Consider the following 16,394-nt stretch of genomic DNA (forward strand, 5'->3'; position numbering starts at 1 on the left):
AAAACACCGTTTCCCGGCAAACGGTGTTTTCATGTCGGCAACGCGAAACGGAAACAGGCCCCGGTTTCTGGTCTTTCTACCAGCGAGATATCACTGCCGTGTAACTGCAACATCTGGCGCACAATCATTAGCCCTAAACCCCCGACTCTCACATGCGACTGGTTCACAATCGAAGGGCGCACAAACAATCCCTCTTTCAGCTCTTGTGGGATCCCCGGCCCGCTATCGCTTATCTGCACCATCACTTTTTCAGCCTCTTTCCACAACCGTACTGCAACAGTACCTTGCTCTGGCGTATGACGAATGGCGTTATCCAGCAGGTTGGTGAGTACGCGTTCAATCATCCCTAAATCGGCGTCAATCAATGGCAAGCCCGGCTGAATATCGGCCACTAATTGTAATTTCCGCGTTTGCGTCATCAGTTCGAATTTCTGAAAAACGTCCTGCAATAATTCTCCGAGGCAGAAATGTTCTTTCTGCGGTTTCACTACGCCATATTCAAGACGGGCTAATTCAAACAATGATTGTGCAAGTGTGCGGACTTTCTGGCTCTGCGCTAACGCGATTTCCAGATAGCGTTTTTTCTCCGCGTCAGAAAGCGTAGATGACATCACGGATAAGCTTTCCAGGTAGCCATGCAGCGAGGTTAACGGCGTGCGTAAATCATGGGAGATATTGGCAATAAACTCGCGGCGGAGTTGGTCTTGTTGCGAAAGCCGGTGCCACTGTTCCGAAATCCGTCGCGCCATCATGATCACGCCCTGGCGCAACAGGCTTATCTCATCGTGACTGTGCCCTTTTTCCAGCGGCAACTCGGCCATCGCTTTCATCTCCGTCATGCCGCCGGTTTCCAGCGCATTAACCTGATGTGAAAGCGCACGCAGCGGACGGGTAATCCAGCGAAATGCCAGCGCACCGACAACCAGCCCAAGCAATGCAACCAGGCTAATAGAGAGCAAAACGACTTTAAACAGCGTGTTAGATTGCGCATCACTGGCTAGCACATTGTAATTTTCACCCAGCAAAATGACATACAAGTAGCCTTTAACCTGCCCGTTTTGCCGCATCGGGGCCACGCTAAACACCTTTTTGCCATCCATACTGCGCGGATCGTCACCGTAGATCGGATACTGACGATCGTTTAGCGCAGATTGGATCGGTTCCAAATCAACGCGATGACGTTTGATATGGTCAGGCGGTGCGGCGTCACCAATGATATTGCCTTTATCATCAAGTAGATAAACCTCAACGCTTGGGTTTACCGTCATCAGATGATCAAACAGGTTTCGCACAGAGTCATTATTCAGACCGTCTTGCCCAAGCAGCGGGTAGCTCTGGTTAATATGCTCGGCAAGAGAGCCTGAAAGTTGTTGAATCACCGCCTGGCTGTACTGGGTGCTGGTGCGAATTTGCAGCCACCCCAGCAGAGAGCAAGAAGTAATAAGCAGCAACGCAAAAACCAGAGTCAGGCGCTGTGAAAGAGAGAGTTTTCGCATGGTTTACTCGTTTCGCGGTGCGATGAATTTATACCCTTTTCCCCACACCGTAAGAATGAATTCAGGCTCTGCGGGGTTGTCTTCAATCTTGATGCGTAACCGGTTGATGTGGGTATTAACCGTGTGTTCATAACCTTCGTGTTGATATCCCCAAACCTGATTAAGCAGGTTGAGCCGGGAAAACACCTTGCCCGGGTTTTTAGCAAAGAACCACAGCAGGTCAAACTCGCGTGGCGTCAGCTCAACGGGCTGTTGTCTGAGGCGCACATCGCGGGCCAGAGGGTCGATAGTCAACCTTTCAAACGTGAGAGTTCCCGCATCCTGCAACAGGTTCTGGCTCATCGCCTCCTGGCGGCGGAAAAGCGCTTTGACGCGAGCCACCAATTCCAGCATTGAGAAGGGTTTCGCCAGGTAATCATCGGCGCCCAGTTCCAGCCCCAAAACCCGATGAGTTTCACTGGAGCGGGCACTGATCATGACGATCGGCGTATAACGCGTCATGGTGCGCGCATGGCGACAGATTTCCAGGCCATCGACGCCTGGCAGCATCAGATCCAGTATCAGCGCATCCCAACCGCCCTGCTTGAGCAGTTCGAGTCCCAGAGAGCCATCTGCCGCATGAACAATTTCATAGCCTTCTTCTCGCAAATGCAGCTGCAAGAGTTCAGCAATATTTTCGTCATCCTCAACAATTAATAACTTTTTGGGCTTCATCACTTCGCCTTTTATCCACCAGTTACTGGAAGTCTATACAACATTCGTCGGTCGAGTTATCACATTTAATTTAACTTTTCGTGAGGCTTTGGAGAACAGATTTAGAGCACACTCATTTCAACGCAATAACGGATATAAAACGATGGATACGCCAACGTTTCAGATTAAACCCGCCACAATCCATCCATTGTGGCTGAGGATTTGCCACTGGTTGAACGCCTTCGCCATACTCATCATGGTGACCAGCGGGTGGCGGATTTATAACGCTTCACCGCTGTTTAATTTCAGTTTCCCAAATGAGTTAACGCTCGGTGGTTGGCTGGGCGGTGCGTTGCAGTGGCATTTTGCCGGGATGTGGCTGTTTGGTATTAACGGCGTGCTTTACCTGCTGATCAATATTTTTAGCGGCCGCCTGAAACGCAAATTTTGGCCTCTGTCGCCACGAGAGTTGATCAATGATTTTATCGCCGCGCTGCGGGGGAAACTGGCTCATAACGATCTCAGTCATTACAACACGGTACAGAAATTGGCGTATCTGTTTGTCATGATCGACGGGATCATTCTGGTTTGCTCCGGTCTTGTGGTATGGAAATCAGTACAGTTTCCGCTGTTACGGGAATTATTCGGCGGGTATGACATGGCGCGCTTCATTCATTTTTATGCCATGTCCGGGATGGTCGGATTTGTTGTCGTTCATCTCATTATGGTGGCGCTGGTTCCTCGAACTTTACTCGCTATGCTGCGTGGGCGATAAGGGAAAAACATGAACAATAAAAATAAGATTTTTTCTGATGCCGATAAAAACGCGATCATTCAGGATGCGACTCAGCAAATTAATAAACAGTTATCGTCTGAAGGACGTCGTCGTTTTTTAAAGCAAGGTTTAACACTCGGCGGATTAATAATGCTCACGGGCTGCGATATTAGCAGCAATGAATCGGTAGAAAATACCTTAAGTCGGATATCACGATTTAATGACCGAATTCAGGGCTGGTTATTTAATGCCAACGACCTGGCTCCAGTTTACCCCGAAAGCATGATGACGCGTCCGTTTCCTTTTAATGCTTTTTATAGTGAGGATGAAGCGCCCAATATAAAAGGTGACGATTATCGTCTGGAGGTTGCGGGACTGGTATCGGATAAACGCCCATGGACACTGGCGCAACTGCATCAAATGGCCCAGGTCAGCCAGGTGACACGCCATATCTGCGTGGAAGGCTGGAGTGCCATTGGCAAATGGGGCGGCGTGCCGTTTTCCCTTTTTCTAAAAGCGATCGGTGCCGATTTGAATGCCCGTTACGTTAGCTTCAAATGTGCTGATGATTACTACACCAGTATTGATATGGCAACCGCGCTGCATCCACAAACCATTATTGCGCTGACTTACGACGGCCAAATATTGCCTCGTAAATATGGTTTCCCGATGAAGTTAAGAATGCCAACCAAATTGGGTTATAAAAATCCAAAGCATATTTTAGTTATCGAAGTCACGAACCGCTATCCCGGAGGTTATTGGGAGGATCAGGGGTATAACTGGTTCGGCGGAAGTTAACCTATACCCGTCATACTTCAAGTTGCATCTTTGTTGGCTTTCCTCGCTCACCCCGGTCACTTACTTAAGTAAGCTCCAGGGGATTCACTGCGTCGCCGCCTCAATGCAACTCGAATTATTTTTGGTATCTACAATGTTATTAATAAAACGACGAGGAAATAAAAAATGAAAAAACTCTACACTGCTCTGATGTGCTCGGCTTTATTCTTTGGTGCCGCAGGAGCAAATGCTGCCGATAATATGGCGAAAGACAATATGGCTAAAGATAATATGGGGAAAATGTCCCATGACTGTTCTAAAGACAGTATGAAAAAAGACTGTATGACTAAAGATGAAATGAAGAAAGATTCAATGTCTAAGGATCATATGTCTAAAGACGGCATGGCGAAGGACCATATGTCCAAAGATAATATGTCCAAAGATGGTATGGCTAAAGACGAGATGGGTAAAAAATAACAGTCGCGCTGACACCAGGATAATGGCCGTTCGTCTGCACTTTCAGGCGAACGGCCATTTTTTATTTGCCGCCCGCCAAGTCGAGGAAACTGCCCGTCACATACGAGGCTTTATCGCTTAGCAGCCAGACGATGGCCTGCGCGACTTCCTCAGGCTGACCACCACGCTTCATAGGTAGCAAATCTTTTACGCGATCGACTCGCCCCGCTTCCCCGCCAGATGCATGCATGTCGGTGTAAATAAAGCCTGGACGCACGCCATTGACGCGAATGCCCTGCGCCGCCACTTCCACAGAAAGCCCGGTTGTCAGCGTATCCACCGCTCCTTTTGACGCGGCATAATCCACATATTCACCTGGTGAACCTAAGCGCGCAGCCGCCGATGAAACGTTAACAATCGCCCCGCCTTTCCCGCCGTGGCGAATCGCCATACGTTTTACCGCTTCACGGCAACAGAGAAAGTAACCCGTAACGTTAGTGGCCATAACACGATTAATACGTTCAGCCGTGAGTTCTTCGATGGTGGATTGTTGGAACAGGATCCCGGCGTTATTGACCAGAGCGGTAATCGGGCCGAAGGCGTTGTCGATTTCCACGAACATCGCCATCACTTGCAGTTCATCAGCAATATCCGCTTTGATGGCAATCGCCTCTCCACCGGCTCCCCGAATGGCATTCACCACTTCGTCGGCCGCAGGTTTATCGCGTTGATAGTTTACAACCACTTTGTAACCAGCCTGCGCCAGCAGTAACGAGGTTGCTTTACCAATCCCACGGCTTCCGCCGGTTACCAGAACCACGCCCATCTCAACCTCCTGATTAACAGATAAAAAAAGGGCACCGAAGTGCCCTTAGGAAGATATCACGCAAATCTCAATTACTGATATTCGCTCATCGGCACGCAAGAACAGAACAGATTACGGTCACCGAACACATCGTCAAGGCGCTTCACGGTCGGCCAGTATTTGTTGCCATGGCCTGTCGGGAACACTGCCAGTTCGCGAGTGTATGGATGTCCCCAATCAGCCACGATTTCGTCCTGTGTGTGCGGAGCATTAACCAGCGGGTTATCTTCCAGTGGCCATTCACCACGTGCAACACGGTCGATTTCTGTGCGGATAGTCAGCATCGCATCGATAAAACGATCCAGTTCCAGTTTGCTTTCGGATTCGGTTGGTTCAACCATCAACGTACCCGCAACCGGGAACGACATGGTTGGCGCATGGAAACCGAAGTCAATCAGTCGCTTAGCGATATCCAGTTCACTAATACCGGTTTCTTCTTTCAGTGGGCGAATGTCGAGAATACATTCGTGCGCCACATGTCCACTACGGCCGGTATAGAGGATCGGGAAAGCCGACTTCAGGCGCGTTGCAATATAGTTAGCATTCAGGATAGCCACCTGACTTGCCTTCTTCAGCCCCTGCGCGCCCATCATTCGGATATACATCCAGCTAATTGGCAGAATGGAAGCACTACCAAACGGTGCTGCAGAAACAGCGCCCTGTTGAGTCAACATCTCTTCAATCTGCACCACGCTGTGGCCTGGCACGAACGGAGCCAGGTGTGCTTTCACGCCGATAGGTCCCATACCTGGGCCGCCGCCGCCGTGTGGAATGCAGAAGGTTTTATGCAGGTTAAGGTGCGAAACATCCGCGCCGATGTAGCCTGGAGAGGTGATCCCCACCTGAGCGTTCATGTTCGCGCCATCCAGGTAAACCTGGCCGCCGAACTGATGAACGATCTGGCAGACTTCGCGGATCGTCTCTTCATACACACCGTGAGTTGACGGATAGGTCACCATGATGCAGGACAGTGCATCACCCGCTTGCTCAGCTTTTTCACGCAGATCGTGCAGATCAATGTTGCCTTGTTTATCACAAGCTACGACCACGACTTCCATGCCTGCCATTTGGGCGGACGCAGGGTTAGTACCGTGTGCGGAACTTGGGATCAGGCAAAGGTTACGGCTGCCTTCGTTACGGCTTTCGTGATAACGACGAATAGCCAGCAGGCCTGCGTATTCACCTTGCGCGCCAGAGTTTGGCTGCATGCAAAGCGCATCGTAACCCGTCAGTTTCACCAGCCAGTCAGAGAGTTGGGAGATCATCTGGTGATAACCTTCCGCCTGATTTGCCGGGCAGAACGGATGCAGCTCAGCGAATTCCGGCCAGGTGATAGGAATCATTTCAGCCGCAGCGTTTAACTTCATGGTGCAAGAACCCAGCGGGATCATCGCCTGGTTCAGCGCCAGATCTTTGCGCTCAAGTGAGTGCATGTAGCGCATCATTTCGGTTTCGCTGTGGTAGCGATTAAATACCGGATGCGTCAGGAATTCGTCTTCACGCAGCATCGCTTTTGGGATCGACAGGCTATCGCCCGCCACGTTTTGGTCGAGCTTATCAATGTCCAGACCGTGGTTGTCACCCAGCAGCACGCTAAACAGTGCCTGTACATCTTCACGCGTGGTCGCTTCATCCAGCGTGATACCAACCGCGTTCAGAATGTCGCTGCGCAAGTTGATTTCATTCGCTTCAGCACGTGCCAGCACGGCGGCTTTATCGGTTACTTCAACACACAGGGTGTCGAACCAATGTTTGTGACGCAGCACCAAACCTTTTTGTTGCAGGCCAGCGGCCAGAACATCGGTCAAACGATGAATGCGCCCTGCAATGCGTTTCAGGCCAGCCGGGCCGTGGAATACCGCATACAGGCTGGCAATGTTTGCCAGCAGAACCTGGGAAGTACAAATGTTGGAGTTCGCTTTTTCGCGGCGGATATGTTGCTCGCGAGTTTGCATCGCCATGCGCAGCGCAGTACGTCCCGCAGCATCGCGTGATACACCGATAATACGGCCAGGCATGGAGCGTTTGAATTCATCACGTGCGGCAAAGAATGCAGCATGTGGGCCACCGTAACCCATTGGCACGCCAAAACGCTGTGCGGAACCAAATACGATGTCAGCACCTTGTTTGCCAGGTGCAGTTAACAGAACCAACGTCATTAAGTCAGCGGCAACACTCACGATGACCTTGCGTTGTTTCAGTTCGGTAATCAGAGCGCTGTAGTCATGAACGTCGCCGGTGGTGCCAACTTGTTGGAGCAGCACACCAAACACATCCTGATGATCCAGCACTTTCGCGGCGTCATCGACAATCACATCAAAGCCGAAGGTTTCAGCACGCGTGCGGACAACATCCAGCGTTTGCGGATGTACGTCAGCTGCAACAAAGAAACGGTTAGCGTTTTTCAGTTTGCTGACACGCTTTGCCATTGCCATGGCTTCTGCGGCAGCGGTCGCTTCGTCCAGCAAAGAAGCCGATGCGATATCCAGCCCCGTCAAATCCAGCGTCACTTGTTGGAAGTTGAGCAGCGCTTCGAGACGGCCTTGTGATACTTCTGGCTGATACGGCGTGTATGCCGTGTACCAACCTGGATTTTCCAGCATATTACGCAGAATAACCGGCGGCGTTTGTACCGCGGTGTAACCCATGCCGATATACGTTTTAAAACGCTTATTACGGCTGGCAATGGTCTTTAATTCAGCCAGGGCCGCGAATTCGGTAGCAGCCTCACCCACCTGTGGTGGCTCAGCAAGCTGGATATCAGCAGGAACGATAGAGGCTATCAATTCATTCAACGAACGAGCGCCCACTGTTTCCAGCATTTCATGTTGCTGTTGTGCGTTCGGTCCAATGTGACGGTCGACAAACGCTTCGTGATTTTCAAGCTGACGTAAAGACTGGGTCATGAGCGATGATTCCTGAGGTGTTTTCCCCTTCTCCCTTGAAGGGAGAGAGTCGGGGTAAGGGGGGATTCGCTAATTTTTCCCTCACCCTAACCCTCTCCCAAGGGGAGAGGGGACTGATTTGGTGTCGGTTATTAATCTTCTAACAGCGCTTCATATGCCGCAGCATCCAGCAAACCGTCCAGTTCAGACTCGTCGCTTGCTTTGATTTTGAAGATCCAACCTGCGGTGTACGGCTCGCTGTTGATCAACTCTGGCGTATCGCTCAGTTCATTGTTTACAGCGATGATTTCGCCGCTGATCGGTGCATAAATGTCAGATGCCGCTTTTACAGATTCAGCCACGGCGCAATCATCGCCAGTGCTTACTGTTGCGCCAACGTCTGGCAGGTCAACAAACACCATGTCACCCAGCAACTCTTGTGCGTGCTCGGTAATACCTACGGTGTAAGAGCCATCAGCTTCTTTACGCAGCCATTCATGTTCTTTGCTGTATTTCAATTCGTTCGGCACATTGCTCATTGTTGTTCTCCTGATTTCGAAATTCACTGCGCGACAGCTTTACCGCCGCGAACAAAAATAGGTTTAGTGACTTTTACCGGCATTTCTCGGTTACGGATTTGCACAATGGCCGTTTCGCCAATGCCCGCAGGCACGCGAGCCAAAGCAATGCTGTAACCCAATGTCGGAGAGAAAGTCCCGCTGGTGATTACGCCTTCATGGATGTTGCCTGATGCATCGGTAAAACGAACAGGCAGCTCATTACGTAATACGCCTTTTTCCGTCATGATCAAACCAACGAGCTGGTCGGTTCCTTTCTCACGCTGGAGTTCCAGTGCTTCGCGACCAATGAAATCACGATCTTCTGGCTCCCAGGCAATGGTCCAACCCATATTCGCGGCCAGAGGAGAAATGCTCTCATCCATTTCCTGGCTATACAGGTTCATACCTGATTCCAGACGTAACGTGTCGCGCGCACCAAGACCGCAAGGTTGCACACCAATCTCGAAAAGATGCGCCCAAAACTCGGCAGCTTTTTCATTCGGCATGGCAATCTCGTAACCGGCTTCACCGGTGTAACCGGTTGTCGCAATAAACAGATCGCCCGCCTGAACACCAAAGAATGGCTTCATACCAGCAACGGCATTGCGTTGTTCTTCTGTGAAGAGCTGCGCGGCTTTTGCCTTAGCGTTTGGCCCTTGAACGGCAATCAGCGAAAGGTCATCACGCACGGTGACAGAAACAGAATACGGTTCGGCATGTTGGATAATCCAGGCCAGATCTTTCTCACGAGTGGCGGAGTTCACCACCAGGCGGAAATAGTCTTCAGTCTGGAAATAGATAATCAGGTCATCGATAACACCGCCGGAAGCGTTGAGCATTGCGGTGTAGAGGGCTTTACCCGGCAGGGTCAGTTTGGCAACGTCGTTTGCGACTAAATAACGGAGGAATTCGCGGGTACGGCTGCCTTTAAGATCAACAATGGTCATGTGTGAAACATCAAACATACCGGCATCGTTGCGCACAGCATGGTGTTCGTCAATCTGCGACCCATAGTGCAATGGCATCATCCAGCCATGGAAATCCACCATTCGCGCACCGCAGAGATTGTGCTGTTCAAACAAAGGGGTCTTTTGAGTCATTTTTTCCTCTTTAACCATCTGGTTGAAAAGCGCTATTCGCTTTTCCGTTCGTCAGACGAAACCCAACATCGCCACCGATCACGATAGCGACGCAAACGTTACCTTTTGTCTGAACTTACCATTGAATGGGGGACTTAACCATAAGGCACAAACGGTCATGGCATTAGGTTATGACCAAAATCAGGAGCGAATGATGCAGAGTATTCGACTACAAAAATGCGATTAACTACACATAAACAAGAAGTGTTTAAGCCAGAATTTAGCGTTAGCTAACATTTACGACCATTTCAGAAACAAATTCACTACATTAGAAAAAACGTGGGATGAGAAAAAGTAATCCGAGATAGTGGGTAAGATTAGAATTTTTCAAATGAGGAAAGAGTTTCCCTTTTCTGTATGCGAAAAGGGAAATGTGACGCGGTTATCAGATTAAATCAGCGCAACCAATTAGGCAGGTCATGCAAACCCATCGCCTGACGAACTAACTGCGGTTTTACACCAGGAAGGGTATCTGCCAGCTTCAGACCGATATCACGCAGCAGTTTTTTCGCGGGGTTGTTTCCGGCAAACAGGTCGCGGAACCCCTGCATGCTGGCGAGCATCATTGCCGCACTATGTTTACGGCTACGCTCGTAGCGGCGCAGGTACAAATGCTGCCCAATATCTTTACCCTGACGATGCAAACGACGGACTTCATCAATCAGTTCAGCGGCGTCCATAAAGCCCAGATTCACACCCTGCCCGGCCAACGGATGAATGGTGTGGGCGGCATCGCCAACCAGAGCCAGTCGATGTGCTGCAAAACTACGTGCATAGCGGCCTGTCAACGGGAACGTCTGGCGTTCACTTTCTACGCTGCACAAACCCAGACGCAGATCGAATGCGACAGACAACGCCTGATTAAATTCTTCAGCACTCACCTGTTGCATACGTTCGGCTTCCAGCGGGGGAAGCGACCAGACGATCGAGCATAAATGCGGGTCGCTTAGCGGTAAGAAAGCCAGGATACCGTCGCCATGGAAAACCTGACGGGCAACCGCCTGGTGTGGTTCAGCAGTACGAATGTTGGCCACCAGCGCATGGTGGCGATAATCCCAAAACGTCAGCGGGATATCAGCTTGATTGCGTAGCCACGAGTTCGCGCCATCAGCCCCGACAACTAAACGCGCAGTCAACATTGCGCCATCTTTGAGCGTAATGAACGCTTCGTTTTCACCCCAGGCGACTTGTTGCAATTCGACCGGTGCCATCAGCGTGACATCACTGCACTGCTCAGCGCGTTGCCACAACGCGTGATGAATCACCGCATTTTCGACAATGTGGCCAAGGTGGCTGAAACCAAAGGATTTATCATCAAATGCTATATGCCCGAAGCTGTCCTGATCCCACACTTCCATGCCGTGATAGCAACTCGCGCGGCTGGCGATGATTTTCGACCAGGCGCCCAGGTGGGTCAGCAATTTCTCGCTAGCGGCATTGATGGCCGAGACACGCAATGCTGGCGCAGATTCAGGTGCCAACGGTTGTGGCAGATGGTTCTCCAGTACCGCAACACGCAAACCACTCCCTTGCAGGCCACAGGCAACCGCCAGACCAACCATACCACCACCAACAATCGCCACATCAACGCTTTGCAAATTGACTCTCCTGTAAATCTTTCTGACGCATAATTTAACGCGCGACCCAACCCAGCGTGCGTTGTGCCAGCACATCACGTGCCGGAGTAAGATGTTCCATCGCCATCAGTCCCAGATTACGCCCCACCACCAGCGGAGCCCAACGGTTAGCGAACAACTGAACTAACCCATCTGTCACGCCGATGGTCGCGATTTTATCTTCACTACGGCGCTGCTGATAATCAGCCAAAACAGCATAGCTGCCAATGTCCTGAGATAATTCGTGCGCCGCCGCCAAATTTTCAGCCAGTGACATCACATCGCGTAAACCCAGGTTAAACCCCTGCCCGGCAATCGGGTGAAGGGTTTGCGCGGCATTGCCCACTAACGCAACACGGTGTGATACCGACTGCGAAGCCGTCGTCAGTGCTAATGGATAGTGCTTACGCACACCGGCAAATGTGATTCGCCCGAGCCGCCAGCCAAACGCACGCTGCAACTCATTGCAGAACTGCTCATCGTCCCACTGGGCGATATCAGCCTGTGCGTCTTGCGGATGGCACCACACTAACGAACAACGCCCATCAGACATTGGCAACATCGCCAGCGGGCCGTGTTCGGTAAAGCGCTCAAACGCCCGCCCATTGTGGGGTTGCGAAGTAGCAACGTTGGCGATAATCGCAATCTGCCGGTAATCCTGTTGCTGCCAGGTGATACCACACTGTGTGGCAAGTGACGAACGGGAACCATCTGCCGCTACCAGCAGTTTGCCTTCAAGAAGTTTACCGTTATCAAGCTGAACGCTGACTTTATCGGTTTCACGGGTAAAAGAAGCGACTCGCTGCGGGCAATGCAATGTCACGCCAGGTGTTTTGCGCAGCAGGGCAAATAAACGCAAACCCACATCGTGCAATTCCACTACCTGCCCCAATGCCGGGATCTGGTAATCACTGGCATCCAGCGTAACAAACCCGGCATGGCCGCGATCGCTGACATGAACGGAAGTAATCCCGGTCGCGCAATCTTTAATAGCAGGCCACACACCAATACGAGTTAATTGCTGGCAAGTGCCCTGGGCAATAGCGATAGCGCGGGCATCAAAACCAGGATGCGCCGCAGATTCAGGAGCTGACGCTTCAATTAAATGAACCGGCAACTTACCGTGGGTCAAATGGGAAATCGCCAGCGCAAGCGTTGCCCCAGCCATCCCTCCACCAACAATAATCACGCTCATGACTGATGCGCCGCCGCCATTAACGCTTCGATATCGTCTGCCGATTTCACGACGCTGGCGGTCAGGTTTTCGTTTCCGTTTGCGGTGATAAGAATATCGTCTTCAATACGAATCCCAATACCACGGTACTCGACAGGAACATCCGCATCAGGCGCGATGTACAAACCGGGTTCAACGGTAATCACCATGCCTGGCTCAAGTACGCGCGAACGATCCGGGCCGTAACCGCCGACGTCATGTACATCTAACCCCAACCAGTGGCTCAGACCGTGCATAAAGAACGGACGGTGAGCATTTTCCGCAATCAGCTTATCGACTTCGCCATGGAGAATGCCGAGCTTCACCAGGCCTGTAACCATAATGCGTACTACTTGCGCGGTGACTTCCTGCATCGACGTGCCAGGGCGATAAAGGTGCAACGCAGTTTCCAGGGATTCGAGCACAATGTTGTAAATCGCCCGCTGTGGCGCGCTAAATTTGCCGCTCACCGGGAAGGTGCGGGTGATATCACCGGCATAGCCTTTGTATTCGCAACCGGCGTCGATCAACACCAAATCACCGGCGCGCATTTGGCTCTCGTTTTCGGTGTAATGCAAAATACAGCCGTTTTCGCCGCTGCCTACGATGGTGTTGTAAGAGGGAAATCTCGCACCATGGCGGTTAAATTCATGAAGGATTTCACCTTCAATCTGATATTCAAACATCCCAGGACGGCATTTTTCCATCGCACGGGTATGTGCCAGTGCGCTGATCTCGCCTGCACGACGCAGCGCGATGATCTCTTCTTCCGATTTAAACAGGCGCTGTTCGTGAACCGTTGGTCGCCAGTCAGTCAGTGTTGCTGGCGCGCTAAGATTCTGGCGCGAACCACGGCGGAGTTTATCAAGAGCGGCAAAAACGAGGGTGTCGGCATAAGCGTATTCACCCTGCGCGTGATACACCACATCCAACCCGTTCAGTAATTGAGGCAGTTGTTCACCGATTTCAGAGAACGCCAGCGCGCGATCTACGCTCAGTTTTTCAGGTGCCGCTTCCTGACCAAGACGGCGGCCGAACCAGATTTCAGCGGTTTTATCGCGCAGACGGTTAAACAAAACGCTGTGATTGTGCGTTTCATCGCTTTTAATCAACACCAGTACCGCTTCTGGCTCGTTAAAACCCGTGAAGTACCAGAAATCGCTGCTCTGGCGATACGGGTATTCGCTGTCTGCACTGCGTGTTACCTCGGGAGCAGCGAAGATGAGCGCGGCGCTTGCCGGAGCCATTTTGGCCAACAACGCCTGGCGGCGCCGGAGAAATTCGTGCTGAGTCATCACACCTCCTGAAGTTTATGATTATTAGTGCAGTGTTGGTTTCTGCACTTCTGGCGCCGTCGGGACAGGGCGAGTAAAGGTGTCATGGCACAGCAGTGCTGCAACACGCACGTACTCGACGATCTCTTCGAGCGACATTTCCAGCTCTTCTTGATCTTCGTCTTCGTCGTAGCCCAACTGCGCGATGTTACGCAAATCGTCGATCGCTTCGCCGGTTTCGCCAGTGACTTTATCAAGCTTAGGTTGGGTCACGCCCAGGCCAAGCAAGAAGTGGTTAACCCAGCCCGCCAGCGCATCTGCACGGTCAAACACCGATACGTCGTCACCATCTGGCAGATAAAGCTGGAACAGAAAACCGTCATCTTCCAGCGCATCGCCAGTTGCGCCGTGCATCTGGCGCAGGGTATCCGCAAGGTTTTGACCAAAGGCCAAGCCTTCGTTTGTCAGGTCATGAAGCAGCGGTTGCCAGCTGGTGTCTTTGTTGCCACCGCACAGCATTCCACTGATTAAGCCGTGCATTTCTGAGGCCGTCAGACCTACACCTTGTTGGAGCAATAATTGGCCGACTAAGTCGTAGTCAGGCATTGTGTTCTGTATAGACATGCGTATTCGCCATCGTTGGCAGGGATAGTTCATGTTATGCTACCACCAGGGACCTCGAGGCACCAGAAAAGGGCTTGTATCTTCATTACGGGGTAGCTATAGTGACGCCCCTTTCGTTACCAGGCACGGTTAACGAAGGCAGGCGAGTTAACAGCAGGAAGGTGGCATGTCTGCACAACCAGTCGATATCCAAATTTTCGGTCGTTCATTGCGCGTGAATTGTCCGCCTGAACAACAGGATGCACTGAATCTTGCGGCCCAGGAGCTTGATCAGCGGTTGCAAGATTTAAAAGTTCGCACTAGAGTCACAAATACTGAGCAGCTAGTTTTCATCGCAGCACTGAACATTTGCTATGAGCTGGCTCAGGAAAAATCGAAAACCCGTGACTACGCAGCCAATATGGAAGAGCGTATTCGGATGTTACAGCAGACCATCGAACAAGCGTTGCTTGAGCAAGGTCGCATAACTGAAAGACAGGGTCCAAATTTTGAATAACACTTCACAGTTACCTATGGTAGAGTGACTTTGAAGACCAAATTTCTCTGAGATGTTTGCATGCGGGCCAGTCCCCTGAGCCGATATTTCATACCACAAGAATGTGGTGCTCCAGATTCTGTGAGCATGCTCGGTCCGTCCGAGAAGCCTGATGATTCTGACGCTGCATTCACCTTGAACCAAGGGTTCAAGGGTTACAGCCTGCGGCGGCATCTCGGAGATTCCCTCTTTCTACCAATCAGTCATCCTTATGACAAAAATTCAGTTAATTCCATCACTTCGCCAAGAAATTCGACACCATATTCGGCAACGTCGCCGGGCGCTCACCCCAACTGAACAACAACACTTTGCTCATCTTGCAGCCGAACGAATGCTGACTTATCAGCCCGTATCCGACGCAAGTACGGTCGCTCTGTTTTTGTCTTTTGATGGCGAACTGGACACCACTCCACTCATTCGTGCGTTGTGGCGAGCCGACAAAACCGTGTATCTACCCGTGCTTCACCCGTTCAGTAAAGGCAATTTGCTGTTTCTACGGTATGCGGAAAACAGCCATTTAGTGATGAATCGTCTAAAAATTCTTGAGCCGAAGCTTGATGTCCGTGACGTGTTGCCACTGGATCAACTGGATGTGCTTATCACGCCGTTAGTGGCGTTCGATGAGCAAGGGCAAAGGTTAGGAATGGGTGGCGGTTTCTACGACAGGACCTTGCAGAATTGGCAGAAGCATGGGATCTGGCCGGTTGGACTTGCACATGATTGCCAGCACGTTCCTGCATTACCCGCTGAAGAGTGGGATATCCCCTTGCCCGCGGTAGTCACACCGTCGCGGCTTTGGGAGTGGTAATCCCCTTCTCCCAAGCCAGGGAGAAGGTTCACATGTCGCACAATGAGTAAAATGTCAGCTCCGACGTAACTGATTTAACTGCTTCGTATGCCAGTATCCTAATAATAAAACGCTCGTCAAAGCCCCCAGCAGTGCGCAGAACATATCTGATTGCGTATCCCACGGGTCACCTTGAGTCCCCAGGAAATCATCCGCACCCTGCCCTAATCCCAGCGCCGTCCACCATTCAATCAGCTCATACATCGCGCTAATCGCCAGCGCGACGCAGCAGACCAGGAAAGCGACCATTTTGCGCCCCTGAACATAGCCCCCACGAATCAGTATTTCCCGCGCGGCGAGTGCCGGAACCAGCCCCTGGAAGTAATGCCCTAGCTTATCGTAAGGGTTGCGGCTCAGGCCAAAAAACTCCTGCACGTCAAAACCAATAGGCACTTTTGCATAGGTATACAAACCGCCAATCATCAAAATAATTGCGTGGAAGAAAATCAACGTATAAAGAAGCGGGGTCAGCGGGTAACGCGAATGGGTAGCTAAAAGCAGTGGGATAATAATGACCACCGGCAGCACTTCCATCAACCAGGTTACCCTGTCGTGGGTATGGCTTCCCGTATAGGCAAGAATCAACAAAAGAATACCTGCGCCGAGCAGAATTAATCGATTGGAAAATTGTATGGTCAT

The 16,394-nt window shown here is 51.2% G+C and carries 16 protein-coding genes and 1 other RNA gene; 6 read left to right on the plus strand and 11 right to left on the minus strand.

The window, feature by feature from the left end:
* Nucleotides 1-29: 29 nt before the first annotated feature.
* Both BSPA111_RS07600 and BSPA111_RS07605 read right to left on the minus strand, forming a co-directional pair.
* A complete protein-coding gene (locus tag BSPA111_RS07600) occupies nucleotides 30-1,496 on the minus strand; it encodes an ATP-binding protein (RefSeq protein WP_183270564.1) in 1,467 nt (488 codons plus the stop codon).
* A 3-nt stretch (nucleotides 1,497-1,499) separates the two neighbouring features.
* Entirely contained in the window at nucleotides 1,500-2,213 is a 714-nt protein-coding gene (locus BSPA111_RS07605) for a response regulator transcription factor (RefSeq protein WP_183270565.1), read from the minus strand.
* Nucleotides 2,214-2,352: 139 nt separating this feature from the next.
* On the opposite strand from BSPA111_RS07605, the gene BSPA111_RS07610 reads away from it, so the two are divergent.
* The 3 genes from BSPA111_RS07610 (at nucleotide 2,353) to BSPA111_RS07620 (ending at nucleotide 4,218) form a co-directional block, all read left to right on the plus strand.
* Entirely contained in the window at nucleotides 2,353-2,964 is a 612-nt protein-coding gene (locus tag BSPA111_RS07610; protein WP_183270566.1) for a cytochrome b/b6 domain-containing protein, read from the plus strand.
* Between the two features lie 9 nt (nucleotides 2,965-2,973).
* The gene (locus BSPA111_RS07615) at nucleotides 2,974-3,762 is read left to right on the plus strand and encodes a molybdopterin-dependent oxidoreductase (RefSeq protein WP_183270567.1); all 789 of its coding nucleotides are present in this window, start codon (nucleotides 2,974-2,976) and stop codon (nucleotides 3,760-3,762) included.
* A gap of 165 nt (nucleotides 3,763-3,927) precedes the next feature.
* On the plus strand, nucleotides 3,928-4,218 hold the full coding sequence (locus BSPA111_RS07620; RefSeq protein ID WP_183270568.1) for a pentapeptide MXKDX repeat protein: 291 nt from the start codon (nucleotides 3,928-3,930) through the stop codon (nucleotides 4,216-4,218).
* A gap of 61 nt (nucleotides 4,219-4,279) precedes the next feature.
* Here the strand turns inward: BSPA111_RS07620 and BSPA111_RS07625 are convergent, their stop codons facing one another.
* From BSPA111_RS07625 to BSPA111_RS07660, 8 genes are all read right to left on the minus strand, one after another.
* Nucleotides 4,280-5,023, minus strand: a complete 744-nt coding sequence (locus BSPA111_RS07625) for an SDR family oxidoreductase (RefSeq protein WP_183270569.1) — start codon at nucleotides 5,021-5,023, stop codon at nucleotides 4,280-4,282.
* A 71-nt stretch (nucleotides 5,024-5,094) separates the two neighbouring features.
* On the minus strand, nucleotides 5,095-7,968 hold the full coding sequence (gcvP, locus tag BSPA111_RS07630; protein ID WP_183270570.1) for an aminomethyl-transferring glycine dehydrogenase: 2,874 nt from the start codon (nucleotides 7,966-7,968) through the stop codon (nucleotides 5,095-5,097).
* 131 nt (nucleotides 7,969-8,099) lie between these two features.
* On the minus strand, nucleotides 8,100-8,486 hold the full coding sequence (gene gcvH, locus BSPA111_RS07635; RefSeq protein WP_183270571.1) for a glycine cleavage system protein GcvH: 387 nt from the start codon (nucleotides 8,484-8,486) through the stop codon (nucleotides 8,100-8,102).
* 23 nt (nucleotides 8,487-8,509) lie between these two features.
* Nucleotides 8,510-9,607: a glycine cleavage system aminomethyltransferase GcvT gene (gcvT, locus tag BSPA111_RS07640; RefSeq protein ID WP_183270572.1), complete on the minus strand. Its 1,098-nt coding sequence runs from the start codon at nucleotides 9,605-9,607 to the stop codon at nucleotides 8,510-8,512.
* 434 nt (nucleotides 9,608-10,041) lie between these two features.
* On the minus strand, nucleotides 10,042-11,244 hold the full coding sequence (ubiI, locus tag BSPA111_RS07645; RefSeq protein WP_183270573.1) for an FAD-dependent 2-octaprenylphenol hydroxylase: 1,203 nt from the start codon (nucleotides 11,242-11,244) through the stop codon (nucleotides 10,042-10,044).
* Between the two features lie 34 nt (nucleotides 11,245-11,278).
* Nucleotides 11,279-12,457 carry a 2-octaprenyl-6-methoxyphenyl hydroxylase gene (ubiH, locus tag BSPA111_RS07650; RefSeq protein ID WP_183270574.1) on the minus strand — a complete coding sequence of 393 codons (1,179 nt, stop codon included), beginning with the start codon at nucleotides 12,455-12,457 and terminating at the stop codon, nucleotides 11,279-11,281.
* A complete protein-coding gene (gene pepP / locus BSPA111_RS07655) occupies nucleotides 12,454-13,770 on the minus strand; it encodes a Xaa-Pro aminopeptidase (RefSeq protein WP_183270575.1) in 1,317 nt (438 codons plus the stop codon). The genes ubiH and pepP overlap by 4 nt, the downstream gene beginning before the upstream one ends.
* 24 nt (nucleotides 13,771-13,794) lie before the next feature.
* Nucleotides 13,795-14,373 carry a YecA family protein gene (locus tag BSPA111_RS07660; RefSeq protein WP_183270576.1) on the minus strand — a complete coding sequence of 193 codons (579 nt, stop codon included), beginning with the start codon at nucleotides 14,371-14,373 and terminating at the stop codon, nucleotides 13,795-13,797.
* 166 nt (nucleotides 14,374-14,539) lie between these two features.
* On the opposite strand from BSPA111_RS07660, the gene zapA reads away from it, so the two are divergent.
* The 3 genes from zapA to BSPA111_RS07675 all read left to right on the plus strand — a co-directional run bounded on the left by zapA (nucleotide 14,540) and on the right by BSPA111_RS07675 (nucleotide 15,716).
* Nucleotides 14,540-14,869, plus strand: coding sequence for a cell division protein ZapA (gene zapA, locus BSPA111_RS07665; RefSeq protein ID WP_183270577.1), 330 nt, complete (start codon nucleotides 14,540-14,542; stop codon nucleotides 14,867-14,869).
* A 41-nt stretch (nucleotides 14,870-14,910) separates the two neighbouring features.
* Nucleotides 14,911-15,094, plus strand: a non-coding RNA gene (gene ssrS / locus BSPA111_RS07670) — 6S RNA.
* 25 nt (nucleotides 15,095-15,119) lie between these two features.
* Entirely contained in the window at nucleotides 15,120-15,716 is a 597-nt protein-coding gene (locus BSPA111_RS07675) for a 5-formyltetrahydrofolate cyclo-ligase (protein ID WP_183270578.1), read from the plus strand.
* Nucleotides 15,717-15,770: 54 nt separating this feature from the next.
* Here BSPA111_RS07675 and BSPA111_RS07680 read toward each other — a convergent pair whose 3' ends face one another.
* Nucleotides 15,771-16,394 carry a DUF2238 domain-containing protein gene (locus BSPA111_RS07680; protein WP_183270579.1) on the minus strand — a complete coding sequence of 208 codons (624 nt, stop codon included), beginning with the start codon at nucleotides 16,392-16,394 and terminating at the stop codon, nucleotides 15,771-15,773.

The sequence above is a fragment of the Buttiauxella sp. A111 genome (assembly GCF_014189855.1).
Classification (GTDB): Bacteria; Pseudomonadota; Gammaproteobacteria; order Enterobacterales; family Enterobacteriaceae; genus Buttiauxella; species Buttiauxella selenatireducens.